This is a genomic window from Oryzibacter oryziterrae (genome assembly GCF_021864535.1).
GTDB classification, from domain to species: Bacteria; Pseudomonadota; Alphaproteobacteria; order Rhizobiales; family Pleomorphomonadaceae; genus Pleomorphomonas; species Pleomorphomonas oryziterrae.
This window is the reverse complement of the sequence record NZ_JAKJIC010000009.1, coordinates 76155-91817: the sequence shown is the minus strand read 5'-3', so window position 1 is coordinate 91817 and position 15663 is coordinate 76155. Positions and strand designations below refer to the sequence as shown.

At 61.0% G+C, this 15663-nt stretch carries 12 protein-coding genes; 5 read left to right on the top strand and 7 right to left on the bottom strand.

The window, feature by feature from the left end; translation table 11 throughout:
- Positions 1–89: 89 nt before the first annotated feature.
- Entirely contained in the window at positions 90–2768 is a 2679-nt protein-coding gene (gene ppdK / locus L2I41_RS11380) for a pyruvate, phosphate dikinase (RefSeq protein WP_237153671.1), read from the top strand.
- Positions 2769–2783: 15 nt separating this feature from the next.
- Here the strand turns inward: ppdK and L2I41_RS11375 are convergent, their stop codons facing one another.
- From L2I41_RS11375 to ypfJ, 5 genes are all read right to left on the bottom strand, one after another.
- The gene (locus tag L2I41_RS11375) at positions 2784–4004 is read right to left on the bottom strand and encodes an MFS transporter (RefSeq protein WP_237153670.1); all 1221 of its coding nucleotides are present in this window, start codon (positions 4002–4004) and stop codon (positions 2784–2786) included.
- Between the two features lie 190 nt (positions 4005–4194).
- Positions 4195–4479 carry an HdeA/HdeB family chaperone gene (locus tag L2I41_RS11370; protein WP_237153669.1) on the bottom strand — a complete coding sequence of 95 codons (285 nt, stop codon included), beginning with the start codon at positions 4477–4479 and terminating at the stop codon, positions 4195–4197.
- Positions 4480–4664: 185 nt separating this feature from the next.
- Positions 4665–5120, bottom strand: coding sequence for a DUF5680 domain-containing protein (locus L2I41_RS11365; protein WP_237153668.1), 456 nt, complete (start codon positions 5118–5120; stop codon positions 4665–4667).
- A 61-nt stretch (positions 5121–5181) separates the two neighbouring features.
- On the bottom strand, positions 5182–6387 hold the full coding sequence (locus L2I41_RS11360; protein WP_237153667.1) for a TCR/Tet family MFS transporter: 1206 nt from the start codon (positions 6385–6387) through the stop codon (positions 5182–5184).
- Positions 6388–6431: 44 nt separating this feature from the next.
- The gene (gene ypfJ, locus L2I41_RS11355; RefSeq protein ID WP_237153666.1) at positions 6432–7346 is read right to left on the bottom strand and encodes a KPN_02809 family neutral zinc metallopeptidase; all 915 of its coding nucleotides are present in this window, start codon (positions 7344–7346) and stop codon (positions 6432–6434) included.
- 340 nt (positions 7347–7686) lie between these two features.
- Between ypfJ and carB the strand changes: the two genes are divergently transcribed.
- Together carB and greA are read left to right on the top strand one after the other, a co-directional pair.
- Positions 7687–11172, top strand: coding sequence for a carbamoyl-phosphate synthase large subunit (carB, locus tag L2I41_RS11350; RefSeq protein ID WP_237153665.1), 3486 nt, complete (start codon positions 7687–7689; stop codon positions 11170–11172).
- Between the two features lie 148 nt (positions 11173–11320).
- Positions 11321–11794, top strand: a complete 474-nt coding sequence (gene greA / locus L2I41_RS11345; RefSeq protein WP_237153664.1) for a transcription elongation factor GreA — start codon at positions 11321–11323, stop codon at positions 11792–11794.
- 348 nt (positions 11795–12142) lie between these two features.
- On the opposite strand, the gene L2I41_RS11340 is transcribed toward greA, so the two are convergent.
- Both L2I41_RS11340 and L2I41_RS11335 read right to left on the bottom strand, forming a co-directional pair.
- On the bottom strand, positions 12143–12670 hold the full coding sequence (locus L2I41_RS11340) for a CatB-related O-acetyltransferase (protein WP_237153663.1): 528 nt from the start codon (positions 12668–12670) through the stop codon (positions 12143–12145).
- 14 nt (positions 12671–12684) lie between these two features.
- Positions 12685–13689: a glycosyltransferase family 10 domain-containing protein gene (locus tag L2I41_RS11335; protein ID WP_237153662.1), complete on the bottom strand. Its 1005-nt coding sequence runs from the start codon at positions 13687–13689 to the stop codon at positions 12685–12687.
- A gap of 274 nt (positions 13690–13963) precedes the next feature.
- Here L2I41_RS11335 and L2I41_RS11330 point away from each other — a divergent pair, with 274 nt between their 5' ends.
- Both L2I41_RS11330 and L2I41_RS11325 read left to right on the top strand, forming a co-directional pair.
- The gene (locus L2I41_RS11330) at positions 13964–14881 is read left to right on the top strand and encodes an alpha-1,2-fucosyltransferase (RefSeq protein ID WP_255720162.1); all 918 of its coding nucleotides are present in this window, start codon (positions 13964–13966) and stop codon (positions 14879–14881) included.
- A gap of 24 nt (positions 14882–14905) precedes the next feature.
- Entirely contained in the window at positions 14906–15661 is a 756-nt protein-coding gene (locus L2I41_RS11325) for a glycosyltransferase family 25 protein (RefSeq protein ID WP_237153660.1), read from the top strand.
- Positions 15662–15663 lie beyond the last annotated feature (2 nt).

Below are 15663 nucleotides of genomic sequence, written 5' to 3'. Positions count from 1 at the left end.
GGCAAGCTGAACCTGTCTGGAAATGCTTGCCTTTCGGGTTCCTGTCCTTGGCGAGCGTCAGCGGGTCAACTCGAGGGTTCGGTGAATTCATGCCCCGGTGGGTCTTCAGTTTCGGAGCGGGTGGAGCCGACGGCGGAACCCATTTGAAGCATCTGCTTGGTGGCAAGGGCGCCAATCTGGCGGAAATGGCGTTGCTTGGCCTGCCGGTGCCGCCCGGCTTCACCATCACCACCGAGGTCTGCCGGCATTTCTACGCCAACGGCAAGACCTATCCCGACGGGCTCAGGGACGAAGTCGAGCAGGCGCTGGTGCAACTCAGCCAGCGTACGGGCCGCTCCTTCGGTGACGCGCAGCATCCGCTGCTTGTGGCTGTGCGCTCGGGTGCGCTTGCCTCCATGCCCGGCATGATGGACACGGTGCTGAACCTCGGCCTCAACGATGTTACCGTTGAAGCACTGGCGCGCGAGGCTGGCGATGAGCGATTCGCCCTCGACAGCTACCGCCGGTTCATCCAGATGTATGGCGATGTGGTGCTGGGCGTCGGCGTGCATCTGTTCGAGGATGTGCTTGATGACGTCAAGGATCGCGAAGGCTATTTCGCCGATACCGAGCTGAGCGCCGCCGAGTGGCGCGACATCATCGATGAGTTCAAGCGTCTGGTCGAGCAGGAGACCGGGGCGCCGTTTCCGCAAGATCCGGTCGAACAGCTGTGGGGCGCCATTTGTGCCGTCTTCGGGTCGTGGATGAACTCCCGCGCCGTCACCTTCCGCAAGCTGCACGGCATTCCCTCGACGGCCGGCACTGCCGTCAACATCCAGGCCATGGTGTTCGGCAACATGGACGAGCGCTCGGCAACGGGCGTTGCCTTCACGCGCAATCCCTCGACCGGCGAGAAGACGCTCTACGGCGAGTTCCTGGTCAACGCGCAGGGCGAGGATGTGGTGGCAGGCTTGCGGACGCCGCAGGACATCACCGAGGCCTCCCGCGTGTCCACGCGATCGGAGCGGCCATCGCTCGAGTTGCTGATGCCCGAGACCTATCGGGAGTTCATCGGCTATTGCGACCAGTTGGAGCGGCATTTCCGCGACATTCAGGACATCGAGTTCACCATCGAGCGCGGCAAGCTTTGGATGCTTCAGACCCGCTCGGGCAAGCGCACGACCGAGGCGGCCATGCGCATTGCGGTGGAGATGGCCAACGAGGGGCTGATCAGCCGCGACGAAGCCATCGAGCGGATCGATCCGAGTTCGCTGGATCAGTTGCTGCATCCCACCATCGATGCGGATGTCGAACGGGATGTGCTGGTGACCGGCCTGCCGGCGTCGCCTGGGGCGGCGATCGGCGAGATCGTGTTCACTTCCGAGGAGGCCGAGAGGGCGCGCCAACGGGGGATCAAGTCCATCCTGGTGCGCATCGAGACGAGCCCGGAAGACATTCATGGCATGCATGCGGCCGAGGGCATTCTCACGGCGCGCGGTGGCATGACCAGCCATGCGGCCGTCGTCGCCCGCGGCATGGGCAAGCCCTGTGTCGTCGGTGTCGGCGCCCTGAAGGTTGACGGGGCCGTCGGCAGCCTGACGGTGCATGGGCGTACCTTGCACCGCGGTGATGTCATCACCATTGATGGCGGCACCGGACAGGTGATGGTCGGGCGCGTGCCCATGCGTCAGCCGGCACTGAGCGGTACCTTCGCCACGCTGATGGAATGGGCCGATGCGGCGCGGCGCATGAAGGTGCGTACCAATGTGGAGACGCCATCGGACGCCCGCGTTGCCCGTGAGTTCGGTGCCGAGGGGATCGGCCTTTGCCGCACCGAGCATATGTTCTTCGATCATCAGCGCATCACGGCGGTGCGCGAGATGATTCTGGCGGAGACGCCGGAGCGCCGGCGCGACGCTTGCGCCAAGATCCTGCCGATGCAGCGTCAGGACTTTGCCGAACTCTTCGAGATCATGCATGGCTTGCCGGTGTGCATTCGCCTGCTCGATCCGCCGCTGCACGAGTTCCTGCCGCGCGGCGAGCAGGAGATCGGCGAGGTGGCGCGTGTGCTGGGTCTCACACCGGAAGCGCTGCGGCGGCGGGTTGAAAATCTCGAAGAGTTCAATCCGATGCTCGGCCACCGGGGCTGTCGCCTGGCAGTCTCGTTCCCGGAAATCGCCGAGATGCAGGCGCGTGCCATCTTCGAGGCCGCCGTGATTGCCGCCCGATCGACGGGCGTGCCGGTGATGCCGGAAATCATGGTGCCGCTGGTGGCCGCGCGCGCCGAGCTTGATTATGTCAAGGCGATCATCGCCCGCGTCGCGACGGCGGTGGCCAAGGAGAGCGGCGAACATATCGGCTATCAGGTCGGCACCATGATCGAGTTGCCGCGTGCGGCGCTCAAGGCGGCCGACATTGCCGAATCGGCCGAGTTCTTCTCCTTTGGCACCAATGATCTGACGCAGACCACCTTCGGCATCAGCCGCGACGACGCGGCGTCCTTCCTGCCGACCTATCTGCAGAAGGGCATCCTCAGCCGCGATCCCTTTGTCAGCATCGATCCGGATGGCGTGGGCGAGCTGATCAAGATCGCCATCGAACGCGGCCGCCGGACACGACCGGACATCAAGCTCGGCATCTGCGGCGAGCACGGTGGTGATCCTGATTCCATCGCGTTCTGCGAGGGCGCAGGGCTGACCTATGTGTCCTGTTCGCCCTTCCGAGTGCCTATCGCCCGACTGGCGGCGGCACGGGCGGCCATCGCCGAGCGGCGGGAGTTTGGGGTCTGAGACTGTCGGACGAGCTCAGGCCGGAAGCGGCCGGCTCACCCGCGTTTCGGTGATCGGCAGATTGACGACGCCGGCGAAAACTCCCAGCAGCACGCCGATGGCCCAGACGCCGTCATAAGTGCCGGTCGCCGCGTAGAACTTGCCGCCGAGCCATACGCCCAGGAAGGCGCCGACCTGGTGCGAGAAGAAGGCGATGCCAGTGAGCATGCCGAGATAGCGGGTCCCGAACATCACGCCGACAAGGCCGTTGGTGGGCGGCACCGTCGACAGCCAGGTGAGTCCGGCGAAGGCCGCGAAGAGGATCACCGTGGTGGGGCTCACCGGCAGCAGCCAGAACAATCCATAGGACACCGCGCGGCTGAAATAGATCACCGAAAGGACGTAGCGCTTGGGGAAGCGTGCCGACGCCTGGCCAGACAAGAGCGAGCCGGCAATGTTGAAGGCCCCGATCAGTCCCAGCGCCCAGGCGCCCCAATGGGGATCTAGACCCTTGTCCATCAGATAAGGCGGCAGATGCGTGGTGACGAAAGCCACGTGGAAGCCACAGACAAAGAAGCCGGCGACCAGCAGCAGATAGGAACGATGGCCGAAGGCTTCAGTGAGCGCTTGGCGCACGGTCTGGTCCTGATCGCCAGCCAAGGCCTTGGCGCCGCCGGCTGGTCGGGGCTTGCCTTTCAAGGGGATGGCGAGGAGCGGCACGAGGGCCAGAAGGCTCGCGAAAATCAGCAGCGCGTTGGCGTAGCCGAAATGGTCGATGGTGGCGAGGCCAAGGGGGGCGAACAGCAGCTGCCCCATGGAGCCGGCTGCGGTGCCGAGGCCATAGGCCGTGGTGCGGAAGCTTTCGGGCACCAGTCGGGCGAAGGCGGCCAGCACGAGGAAAAAGGCGCTGCCGGCGATGCCGAGTCCCATCAGTACGCCGGCGGTCAGCTGGAGCGTGCTTGCAGAGGTGGTCGCGGCCATCAGGGCCAGCGACAGGGCATAGAGGGCCGCACCACAAGTAAGCGTCTTCCAGGTGCCGAAGCGGTCGGCGATCAGGCCGGTGAAAGGTTGGCCGAGGCCCCAGACCAGGTTCTGAATGGCAATGGCAAGCCCGAAGATCTCCCGGCTCCAGCCATTGGCGGTGGTCATGGGCGTCAACAGGAAGCCCATGGTGGAGCGAGGGCCAAAGGTGAGGATGGCGATCAGGCAGCCACAGACCAAGACAACGGGAATGGGGATCTGCGGCTTGTCGGACATGGCCATCCTTCCGGGGTGGTTTTCCTGAAGCTACTGGCTCCCCTATGGGGCGAAAAGCGAATTATTTTGCTTCTATCGATGAGCGGCCGTTATGGATCGTTGCAGCAAATGGGCATGAAAAAGGCCCGGTGACGTTCTCCGTCCCCGGGCCTTGATGGGCTCTCGCCCGCAGATCGCGGTCGATACGCGCTTACTGCTCGAGCAGGTCCATGACCTTCTTGTCCGGCTCGCTCTGGCAGGACGCAGCGATGTCCTTGGCGTTCTGGACGAGCTGGTCGGGATCGATTTCCGTGTTGCCGGAGGCATGGCTCAGATAGCCGTCGATCCAGAACAGGGTCGGCAGCAGGCCGTCCTGATCAGCCAGGAACTGCTGGCAGGTGACGTTGGCCATATCCACCTTGTCGCCAGCAAGTGCGATCGACGGAAGCGAGCCGACCATGACGCAGGCGCAAGTGGCAAGAAGAAATGACTTCACGTTGAAACTCCAAGTTATGTGCCGTCGGCAGGATCCCCTCGGTTCCCACATGCGGCGAGATGGGTATAGCAGAAAGCCGTTTAGTTTTCATGAAATGCCTTTTGGGCATTTGCAGGAACGCAAGCAACTCCCGCGGTCCAAATGTTCCTTGCTATACTCCTGGGAAGCGGGCGCAGGCATGAGGTTCAAGGACGCACCCGGCCGCCGCAATAGCGCAACTCATAGACCCTGACATCCTTGCGCCGGATCTCCTCATAGCCAAAGAAGTTGCTGAAATCGCCGTCGGACATGTCGATGTAGAGAAGATCCTCTTGGGCGAAGCGATGACCGCCGAGAAAACGGCTTTCGGTGTAAAGCGCGCTCAGCGCCGCCTTGATCAGGATACCGGCCTGATGGCCGGTGATCAGATCGTCGCGCAGGATGCGCCCGAAATAGTTCATCACCCAAACGGGTTCGTCGCGCAGCCAGACCGTTTCCTGGCCGGCGAAGTCGCTGCCGCCAAAATAACTGTCGAGATAGCGGAAGTCGCCATGGGCAAAGGCGAGATCGTGTGAAGCGGTCCGGCTGCTGGGGGCGTTGGCCCCGCCGCCGGCGTAAGTCGCGGCCTTGGCGCGGATGATGAAGCTGTTGAGATCGGGCATGATCTGTCTCCTTGGGGGAGACAGATTTGCATCTCGCTACGTCAGGCGCTGTCAGCGGTCCTCAGACGTCCTGTCCCAGCAGGATGCCGAGGCCGAGGAACATCAGGAGCGCAGCGCAGAGAAACGGAGCGCCAGGGAAATAGATCGGCGCAGCCGGGGCGGAGAAATAGCCGAACAGTCGCGTCATCAGGAGCGGCGACAGCGTCATGGTCAGGCTCTTCAGACTGGCAATGGCGCCCTGCAACTCGCCTTGGGCGTTGTCAGGAATGCGTGTGACCGCGATGGACTTCAGTGACGGTTCGATGAGGCCGATGAAGGCGAACAGCGGGATGAAGGCGAGCATGGCGGCGCTGGATGGCGCGAAGGCATAGCCGACAAATCCCAACGACGACAGGGTGAGGCCGATCAGAGCGGCGCGCTTCTCGCCGAAGCGCTTGACGATCGGGCCGATCAGCCCGCCCATGACGATGGCCATGGCAACACCGACGGCGGCCAGCGACAGCCCGACGTCCCGCTCGGTCCAGCCAAAGCGCAGCTTGCCGGAAAAGGCCCAGACGGACGGATTGGCGTCATGGGCGATCTGGGCGACGATGACGATCAGGGCAAGGCCGAGCAGGCCCTTGTGGCCGGCCATGGCCTTCATGGCACCGAAAGGATTGGCGCGTTTCCAGGAGAACGGGCGTCGGGCTTCCGGCGGCACGCTTTCCTGAAGGAAGAGGTAGCCGAAACCCGCATTCAGCAGCGACAGGCCGGCGGCGGCAAAGAAGGGCGCGCGGGGGCTGATGGAGCCGACGAGACCGCCGAGCACCGGCCCCAGCACGAAGCCGACACCGAACATCATGCCCATCAAGCCATAGTTGCGGGCACGCTTGTCGGGCGCGGAGACGTCGGCAATGTAAGCTCCGGCGGTGGTATAGCTGCCGCCGGAGATGCCGGCAAGGAAGCGGCCGAGGAACAGCCAGGGCATCGAGGGCGCCAGCGCACAGATCAAATTGTCGAAGCCGAAAGTCAGTACCGAGATCAGCAACAGCGGTCGCCGGCCGAAGCGATCCGACAGGTTGCCGATGATCGGCGCACAGATGAACTGCATGCCGGCGTAGACGAACATCATGGTGCCGCCCACATAGGCCGCCTGGTCGAGGCTGTCGCCCGTCAGTGACGTGATCAGCGCGGGGATCACCGGGATGATCATGCCGATGCCGATCACGTCCAGGAGGACTGTCAGGTAGACGAACAACAAACCGCGACCGGACGTCTTGGCGGACATTTGTACTTTCCTACGCTTGCTGAGATCTGGACATCGATGGGCTGCTAGAGGGTCTTTGCGGCCAAAGTATCGCAAGCGTCAATGCTGCCCGCGTCGAATCCCTTCGCGAACCACCGCTTTCGCTGGGCAGATGTGCCATGATTGAAACTTTCGGGCACGACGTAGCCCTGCATCCGTTTCTGGATCGTATCGTCGCCGATCTGGACGGCGGCGTTGAGGGCCTCTTCGAGGTCGCCGCGCTCGAGAATCCCCTTCTGCTGGGCGTAGGCACCCCAGACGCCGGCGAAGCAATCAGCCTGCAGTTCGATGCGAACCGAGTAGGCGTTGGAGTCGCTCTGCGACATCGCCTGACGCTTGCGATTGAAGTCCGGGAGGATGCCGAGGAGATCCTGCACGTGATGGCCGACTTCGTGGGCGATCACATAGGCCTGGGCGAAGTCGCCGGGGGCGTCGAACTTCTGGCGCAGTTCCTGATAGAAGGCGAGGTCGATGTAGATCTTCTTGTCACCCGGGCAATAGAAAGGCCCGCTCGCTGCGCTGGCAAAGCCGCAGGCGGAGGGGAGGGAGCGCGAGAACAGCACCAGGGGCGTCGGCTTGTAGTGCTCGCCGGAGGCCTTGAAGATCTCGGTCCAGGTGTCCTCTGTGTCGGCGAGGACGGTGGCGACGAATTGTTTCATTTCGTCGTTGCTGTTGCTGCTCTGCTGCGGGCGCTGCTGCTGGAAGCTGTCCGTCCCGGTGAGGTTCATGTTGCCGTCGAGCAGCACCAGCGGATTGATGCCGAGCATCCAGAGGATGACGCCGAGCACGATCAGCGTTCCGATCGAAAGGCCGCCGCCGCGCCGTCCTCCACCGCCGAAGTTGCCGCCGGGCAGGCGGAAGCCGCCACCAGCCTGCTGCGATCCACCGCCGTCGCGGTAGTCTTCCACGTTGTCGCTCTGCCGCCGTCCCTGCCACCGCATGTGATTGCCTCCACCAAGATCGCATTTAACCTTGGGTTCTTACGGGCCGCCCAACCCTGCGGCGCCTGTGAAAGATAGCTCATAGCGCCTTTTTTCATTGAGCGGAAACCGTCGTCGAGCTTTTGCTGCGGCGGCGCCGGTGGCAAGGCGTCGCGCTGCCGCGGGTGGCCGCTTGGGGGGAATGGTGAAGAAAGTGCCGGAAAGCACTGCCCAAGGGGTTTGCGGCGCGGTGCTTTTACTCTATAAGCCGCGCCAACGATCTGATCGACGATCACCCATTCTGGAACCCGCGCCGACCGACGCCCTCAGGGACGCCGGTCGCGATGACACGCGAGCGAAGATGCCCAGACGTACCGATATCGACTCCATCCTCATCATCGGCGCCGGTCCTATCGTGATCGGCCAAGCCTGCGAATTCGATTATTCGGGCACGCAGGCGTGCAAGGCTCTGAAGGCGGAAGGCTATCGCATCGTCCTGATCAACTCCAATCCGGCGACGATCATGACCGATCCGGAGTTGGCCGACGCGACCTATATCGAGCCGATCACGCCTGAGATCGTTGCGAAGATCATCGAACGCGAACGGGCTGCCCGTCCCGACGAGCGCATGGCCCTGCTGCCGACCATGGGCGGACAGACGGCGCTCAACACGGCTCTGTCGCTGAAGAAGATGGGCGTGCTCGAGAAGTTCGGCGTCGAGATGATCGGCGCGACCGCCGAGGCCATCGACAAGGCCGAGGATCGTGAACTGTTCCGCGAGGCGATGACGCGCATCGGCCTCGACACACCGAAGGCGGCGTTCGTCAATACCTCCGCGCTGAAGCAGAAGTTCCGCGCCGAATATGAGGCCCGCAAGGCGGCGGTTGCCGACAAGCACACCGATCCCGAAGCCCGCGCCAAGGCGCTGGCGGCCTTTGACGGCGAATGGGAGATGGACGAGAAGGCTCGCCGCGAGGAGTATAACCTCACGGCCCGCCTGCAGGCGCTGGAAGCCTACAAGGTGACGGGTCTGCCGGCGATCATCCGCCCGTCCTTCACCATGGGCGGCACCGGTGGCGGCATCGCCTATACCATCGAAGAACTCTACGACATCGTCATGTCGGGCATCGAGGCCTCGCCCACCAACGAAGTGCTGGTGGAAGAATCGGTGCTCGGCTGGAAAGAGTTCGAGATGGAAGTCGTCCGTGACAAGGACGACAATTGCATCATCATCTGCTCGATCGAGAATTTCGATCCGATGGGCGTGCACACCGGCGACTCCATCACCGTCGCGCCGGCGCTGACGTTGACGGACAAGGAATACCAGATCATGCGCAACGCCTCCTGCGCGGTGCTGCGCGAGATCGGCGTCGAGACGGGCGGTTCCAACGTCCAGTTCGCGGTCAACCCCGCCAACGGCCGCATGATCGTCATCGAGATGAACCCGCGCGTGTCGCGCTCCTCGGCGCTGGCGTCGAAGGCGACCGGCTTCCCGATCGCCAAGGTGGCGGCGCGCCTTGCCGTGGGCTATACGCTGGACGAGCTGGCCAACGACATTACCGGCGGGGCCACACCGGCCGCCTTCGAGCCGACCATCGATTACGTGGTCACCAAGATCCCCCGCTTTGCCTTCGAGAAGTTCCCCGGCGCCGAGCCGACGCTGACCACCGCCATGAAGTCGGTTGGCGAGGTGATGGCGATCGGCCGCACCTTCCAGGAGTCGCTGCAGAAGGCGTTGCGTGGTCTCGAGACGGGTCTTACCGGTCTCAACGAGATCGAAGTGCCGTCGGGTGAGCTGCACAACAGCCTGCGCGCCGTTCTCGGCACGCCGACGCCGGATCGTATCCGCTATGTCGCCGAGGCCATGCGCCGCGGCATGTCGACCGAGGAGATCCACGCGATCTCCAAGATCGATCCGTGGTTCCTGAACGAGATCCGCGAGATCGTGGACGTGGAGCAGAAGGTTCGCGAGAACGGGCTGCCGGCGACCGCGCCCTGGCTGCGCCGGCTCAAGGCCATGGGCTTTGCCGACGCGCGTCTCGCCGAGCTCTCCCGCCAGCCGGTCGCCGATGTGAAGGCCCTGCGCGACTCGCTTGATGTTCATCCGGTCTACAAGCGCATCGACACCTGCGCGGCCGAGTTCGCGTCGCCGACCGCCTACATGTATTCGACTTATGAGACACCCTTCGCCGGCGCTGTCGCCGATGAAGCTCGGCCGTCGAATGCCAAGAAGGTCGTCATTCTGGGCGGCGGACCCAACCGCATCGGTCAGGGTATCGAGTTCGACTATTGCTGCTGTCATGCCTGCTTCGCGCTCAGCGACGCCGGCTATGAGACTATCATGGTCAACTGCAATCCGGAGACCGTGTCGACCGACTATGACACCTCTGATCGCCTGTATTTCGAGCCGCTGACGGCCGAGGACGTGCTGGAAATCCTGCGCGTCGAGCAGCAGAACGGCACGCTGCATGGCGTGATCGTACAGTTCGGTGGCCAGACTCCGCTCAAGCTCGCCGATGCGCTTGAGCGGGCCGGCATTCCGATCCTCGGCACGTCGCCTGATGCCATCGATCTTGCCGAAGACCGCGATCGCTTCAAGCGTCTGCTCGACAAGCTCGGCCTCAAGCAGCCGAAGAACGGCATCGCCTATTCGATCGAGCAGGCACGTCTCATCGCGGCCGAACTCGACTTCCCGCTGGTGGTTCGCCCGTCCTACGTGCTGGGCGGCCGCGCCATGGAGATCGTGCGCAGCGAAGAGGGCTTCGACGCCTATCTGAGCGGAACGCTGCCGGCGCTGGTACCGGCGGACGTCAAGGCGCAATATCCCAACGACAAGACCGGCCAGATCAACATGGTGCTGGGCAAGAGCCCGCTGCTGTTCGATCGCTATCTCAGCGACGCCATCGAAGTGGACGTCGATGCGCTGTGTGACGGCAAGGACGTGTTCGTTGCCGGCGTCATGGAGCATATCGAGGAAGCCGGTATTCACTCCGGTGACAGCGCCTGCTCGCTGCCCAGCTATTCACTGGGCGATGACATGGTCGCCGAGCTCAAGCGCCAGACCGCCGGTCTTGCGCGGGCGCTCAACGTCGTCGGCCTGATGAATGTGCAATATGCCATCAAGGACGGGGTGATCTACATCCTTGAGGTCAATCCGCGCGCCTCGCGCACGGTGCCCTTCGTGGCCAAGACCATCGGCAAGCCGGTGGCGAAGATCGCCGCGCGCCTGATGGCCGGTGAGAAGCTCGCCGATTTTGCCCTGAGGGACGAGCCGCTCGAGCATATCGCCGTCAAGGAAGCGGTGTTCCCGTTTGCGCGCTTCCCCGGTGTCGATACGTTGCTCGGGCCGGAAATGCGCTCGACCGGCGAAGTCATGGGCCTCGACAAGAACTTCGCGGTGGCCTTCGCCAAGGCGCAGCTCGGTTCGGGCACCAAGGTGCCGACGGCCGGTACGGTGTTCGTGTCCGTGCGCGATTCGGACAAGCCGCGGGTGCTCGACGCCGTGAAGCGTCTGCAGGCCGTGGGCTTCAAGGTGATGGCAACCGGCGGTACGCACCGCTATCTGGTGGCCAATGGCGTTGTTTCGCACCAGGTCAACAAGGTTCTCGAGGGGCGTCCGCATATCGTGGACTCCATCAAGAATGGCGAAGTGCATCTGGTGTTCAACACCACCGACGGACGCCAGGCGCTGAGCGACAGTCGTTCGCTCCGGCGCGCTGCCCTCTTGCAGAAAGTTCCGTATTATACCACTTTGGCAGGATCAATCGCTGCGGCGCGCGGGATAGAGGCCTGGGCGACCGGTGTGCGTGAAGTTCGTCCGTTGCAGGCCTATTTCCAAAAGGCTTGAGGAAGTTGCGGAACCCCGTCGGGTTTCGCCAGTAAAACAACTGCCCCGGTTGGCTACCATCAGCGTGCCGGGCAAAATCTGGGATAAATCGCGGCCCGGTGCCTCAGGCGCCGGGCGCAGTGATTTTTTATGAAAGGCTGAGAGACCGATGGAAAAGATCCCGATGACCGCCGGCGGCTACGCAGCGCTTGAACTGGAGCTGCAGCGTCGCAAGTCCGAGGAGCGCCCTCGGATCATTGCTGCGATCTCGGAAGCGCGTGCCCACGGCGATCTGTCGGAAAACGCCGAGTACCATGCCGCCAAGGAGGCGCAGAGCCACAACGAGGGACGCGTCTCCGAGCTGGAAGACATGCTGTCGCGCGCCGAGATCATCGACGTGAGCAAGCTGACCGGCAAGACGGTGAAGTTCGGCGCCACCGTGAAGCTCGTCGACGAGGATACCGACGAAGAGAAGACGTACCAGATCGTGGGCGATGCCGAAGCCGACGTGAAGCAGGGCCGCATCTCCATCTCCTCGCCCATCGCCCGCGCTCTGATCGGCAAGTCGGTCGGCGACGCCATCGAAGTGGCAGCACCTGGCGGCGCCAGAGGGTATGAGATTCTCGACGTGCGGTTTGTGTGAGAGGCGGGCTAAGCTCTTTTGTCTGTCGATGGAAGCTGGATCGGATGCCCACCTTGTGTGGGCATTCTTGCATCTGCGCACAGAAACCCACCGCATGGACTGATTGAGATCAGGGGCTGCTTCTCGGTCACCGTGAAAGGGAGGTGAATGCCGCTCACGGACTCCAACCTCTATCCATGAACGTTGCTGATGCTTCTATTTTGTGTTGGCGGAGGATCTTTCCAAGGGGGAGATCCCTGCCTGAGTCCGCAGAACAAAAGCGAAGTGCGAAGTTGGGTGACAGTTTACAGACCCGCCGCAGATGAGGCTTTGTGTTTTTGACCCCGGTACGACCTCGCTAAATCTTCTCTATGATAAGTCTCGCGCGAGCGCCGCAATGCTCTTTCGAGCCTCTTCGAAGGTCTTTTCCCACCAGCGACTCGCCAAGATGATTTGCTGTTTGTCGGGCGAAAAGCGATATCTGATCACTTTTGCCGGTGAGCCTACCGCAATGGCGAAGTCGGGAATGTCTTCGTTCACGAAGGAGTTGGCGCCGATGACAGCACCAATTCCAATGGAAACACCGCGCCGCACAATGCAGTCAACCCCAATCCAAGCGTCGCTGCCGATGGTACAGTCTCCTCGTGTAAGTTCTAGATATGGAGCGTCGTAAAAAATACTGTGTGTTGAAATTCTATCGATTGGGTGCTCTCCGGGGCCTATGGAAACATTGTTTGCAATAGAAACATAATTTCCAATCGTTGCTCGCGTAATGTCGCACCGTTCTCCGATGTAACAATAATTTCCAATATTGGTGTCCTTGCTGACTTTGCTTGTGCTGCCGATTGACGTCGTGCTGTCAAAGCGGTGGTTTCGTCTCTTTATGAATTTGAACATAATACGCTCTTCTTCTATTTGTTGAGTACTCGGCGGATTGCGTGTGTAATGGGACGCACGAAGCGGCCCTTGAATCCCACGAAGCTACGTTCGCTTTGCAGGAAGGCCGATTGTCGGCTACCGGTGGGCTCCTTCTGGGTGATTGCTGTCGCAAGCTCGGCCAGAATGGAGAATAGATTGTACTCATTCAGCACACGGCGGCGCGCTTCGATCATATGGGCGCGGGTATTCTCCGCACGATCAGAATCGAGAATCTTCTTTATGATTCTGATCGCACCATCCGAATCAGATATGTCGATTGTCGATACCATTCTGTCATCAAAGTAATCTCTTATATTGGGACATCCGAAATAGATTGGATGCGTCAGCGCCAATATTGGGTCGGAGAGTTTTTCTGTCCAATAGTGACTGAATTGGCTATTCTCGATCGCAATGTGGTATCTGTATCTTGATATGGTATCGGTCTTATCCCCAAAGTTTCGTATTCCACGTCCAAATAGATCGATTTCATCCCCAAAATAATCTTTCAATCTTGTGACAAATTCCAGGCGTGCGCGATGTCCTGCCGTCATTGTCTTGCTGGACGTGATCACTGAAATAGATTTGTCCTTTATTGGCGCGTAGTCTTCGAAGTCACGAGCGGTCATCGCCTTGTCGAGTGGTTGGCCTGCAGCATCATAGGCGCCAATTAGCCAAGGTAGCGCTGGCTGAGTCATCAGGACGTGGGCGTGGGTTGTGTTCGGATCTGTCGTCAGGACACAGTCAAACTGCTGAAGAAAGCGTGGCTGATAGGATTTGACACTCGCAGGTTCGGAAGCAAGGAACATCGACCGATTTGCTGCAAGGTGGCCTGACAGCTCTCGTGGGATGGCATCATAGACAAACACTACATCACAGTCCGACATGTCACCGGAGAGCGAAAACTCGACGTCGCCCCAGCGCGGAACTCCAGCGGGGAACTGTCTGATCCACTGCCAGTTTGGCGCCGAAGAAACAAATCCTGCCTTGATCACGCTCATCGGTCCTTCTGCCGCTGCCAACCGTGCGCACTAGTCCAATATGTGCGGAAAGACAAAATCTCTATAAGCGCCAAAAATCAATCGCGCCCAGAGAAGGATGGCGCGGTTTTGTTATTCTCGGAAATGGAGTATCGGGGTGTTGAGGCGGCCTCGGATTGAAATTCCGTGGTTGGGTTGTTGTTTGGCTGTTCGGCGCTCTCCCTGTGGCGCGCGCGAGGTGTGAAATCTCACGGCCTTGCACAGGGTTAGGCCGTGAGTCGTCGAGGCAAGTCGTATGGCACTTTTGTCCAGCTCTATCTCTGTGACCGCAGCCAACTGCCGTGAGTATATATGTGTTCAGGTTTTCGGTGGCTTGGGCAATCAAATGTTCCAGTTGGCTGCAGGGCTGGCACAAGCGCACCGCTTGCAGGTGGGTCTGTTGGTGGATCCTGTGAACTCAGAGCGGCTTGCGCATGCTAACTTTGGTTTGGACGCGTTCCGCCTAGATGTTGCGCCTTGGTCGGCTGCGGAAGCCCAAACACGACGAAGTCTGTTCGGTCGCTTCAGGAAGTCTGGCATCAAGACGCGGTTCACCCAATGGCCTGGCTCTGTTTTCCGGCAGCAGGGGCAGGCATATGATCCGTCCATCGACGCAATCTTACCTGGGACTTACATTGCGGGCTATTTTCAATCGGATTTGTTTTTCCAGTCGGCGGCAGGTGTGGTCCGACAAGCCTTTGCTCTTGACCATGTTGCTGCCAACCTCGACCATTCGATTTTGACGGCACTTGATGAGACGCCTCACGTTGCCGTCCATATTCGTCGGGGTGATTACGCGGCTGACCCAAAGACGGCCGCCACCCACGGTCTGCTTGGCGAGGCGTACTACCAACAGGCCCGACGGTTCATGGAGCGTCTGGTTCCCAACGCTCGCTATATTGTGTTTTCGGACGATCTTGAGGCCGCGGCAGCCATGACATCTGGCTGGTGCGGTTGCACCGTTACTCCTGGCCGTGACAGGAACGAGGATCTATACCTGATGTCCCGTTGTCGGCATCATATCATCGCCAACAGTACGTTCAGTTGGTGGGGTGCCTGGCTGGCGCAATCTGAAAATCAGGTGGTAATCGCGCCCCGGAGATGGTTTTCCCGGCCGCAAATGCTTACGACCTATACCGACGATATATGTCCCAAGGGGTGGCTTCTCTTGTGACGGATCGAATCTGAGGGTGAAGGTTTGCGCATTTTTCTCATAAACCTCGACAGGGATACCGATCGGCTGGCTCACATGGATAGAGAGCTCGGTCGACTTGGTCTGGAGTATGAGCGGATACCTGCCGTGCGCGGTGACGATCTGCCATCGTGGCTACGACCCTATTTTGAACCTGCGGTCGGAGAAGCGCCGCAGGTTCTATCGGTCGGAGAGATCGGCTGCTATGCGAGCCATCTAACAATTATGAAGGCGTTGTCCGCGGAGACAACAAATACGCCGGCGCTGGTGCTTGAGGATGACTTACGGCTCGATCGGCAATTGGTTGAGCTACTCGATAGAGTTGGACAGTTGCCACCTGATTGGGACTTGGTGCGGTTGAGCAATCCTTCGAAGGCTGCTGCGGTTAAGATGGCGTCTTTGGACTCCATCGGCGATGTTGTTCGCTATTGGCGGGTCCCCAATAATACAGGTGCCTATTTGATCACCCCGCTAGGAGCGCGGAAATTTCTGGCTCCTGTACAGCGACGGTGGCGAGCCATCGATGAAGATCTTCGTCGTCCGTGGGAACACGAGCTGTGCGTCTATGGGGTTTTGCCGCCACCAGTCGAGGCTAACATCCTGCCTTCGTCAATTGGTTCACATCACCGGGCGCTGCCGGGGCGTAAGCGGTTCGCCCGTGCGCCGAAGCGGCATTTGGATCAAGTTGCATACTGCCTTTCGACCTTCGGGCTGATTGGAAGCCTCACATGTTGGCTGAAGTCAAAGCTTGGGCTGCGTTGACG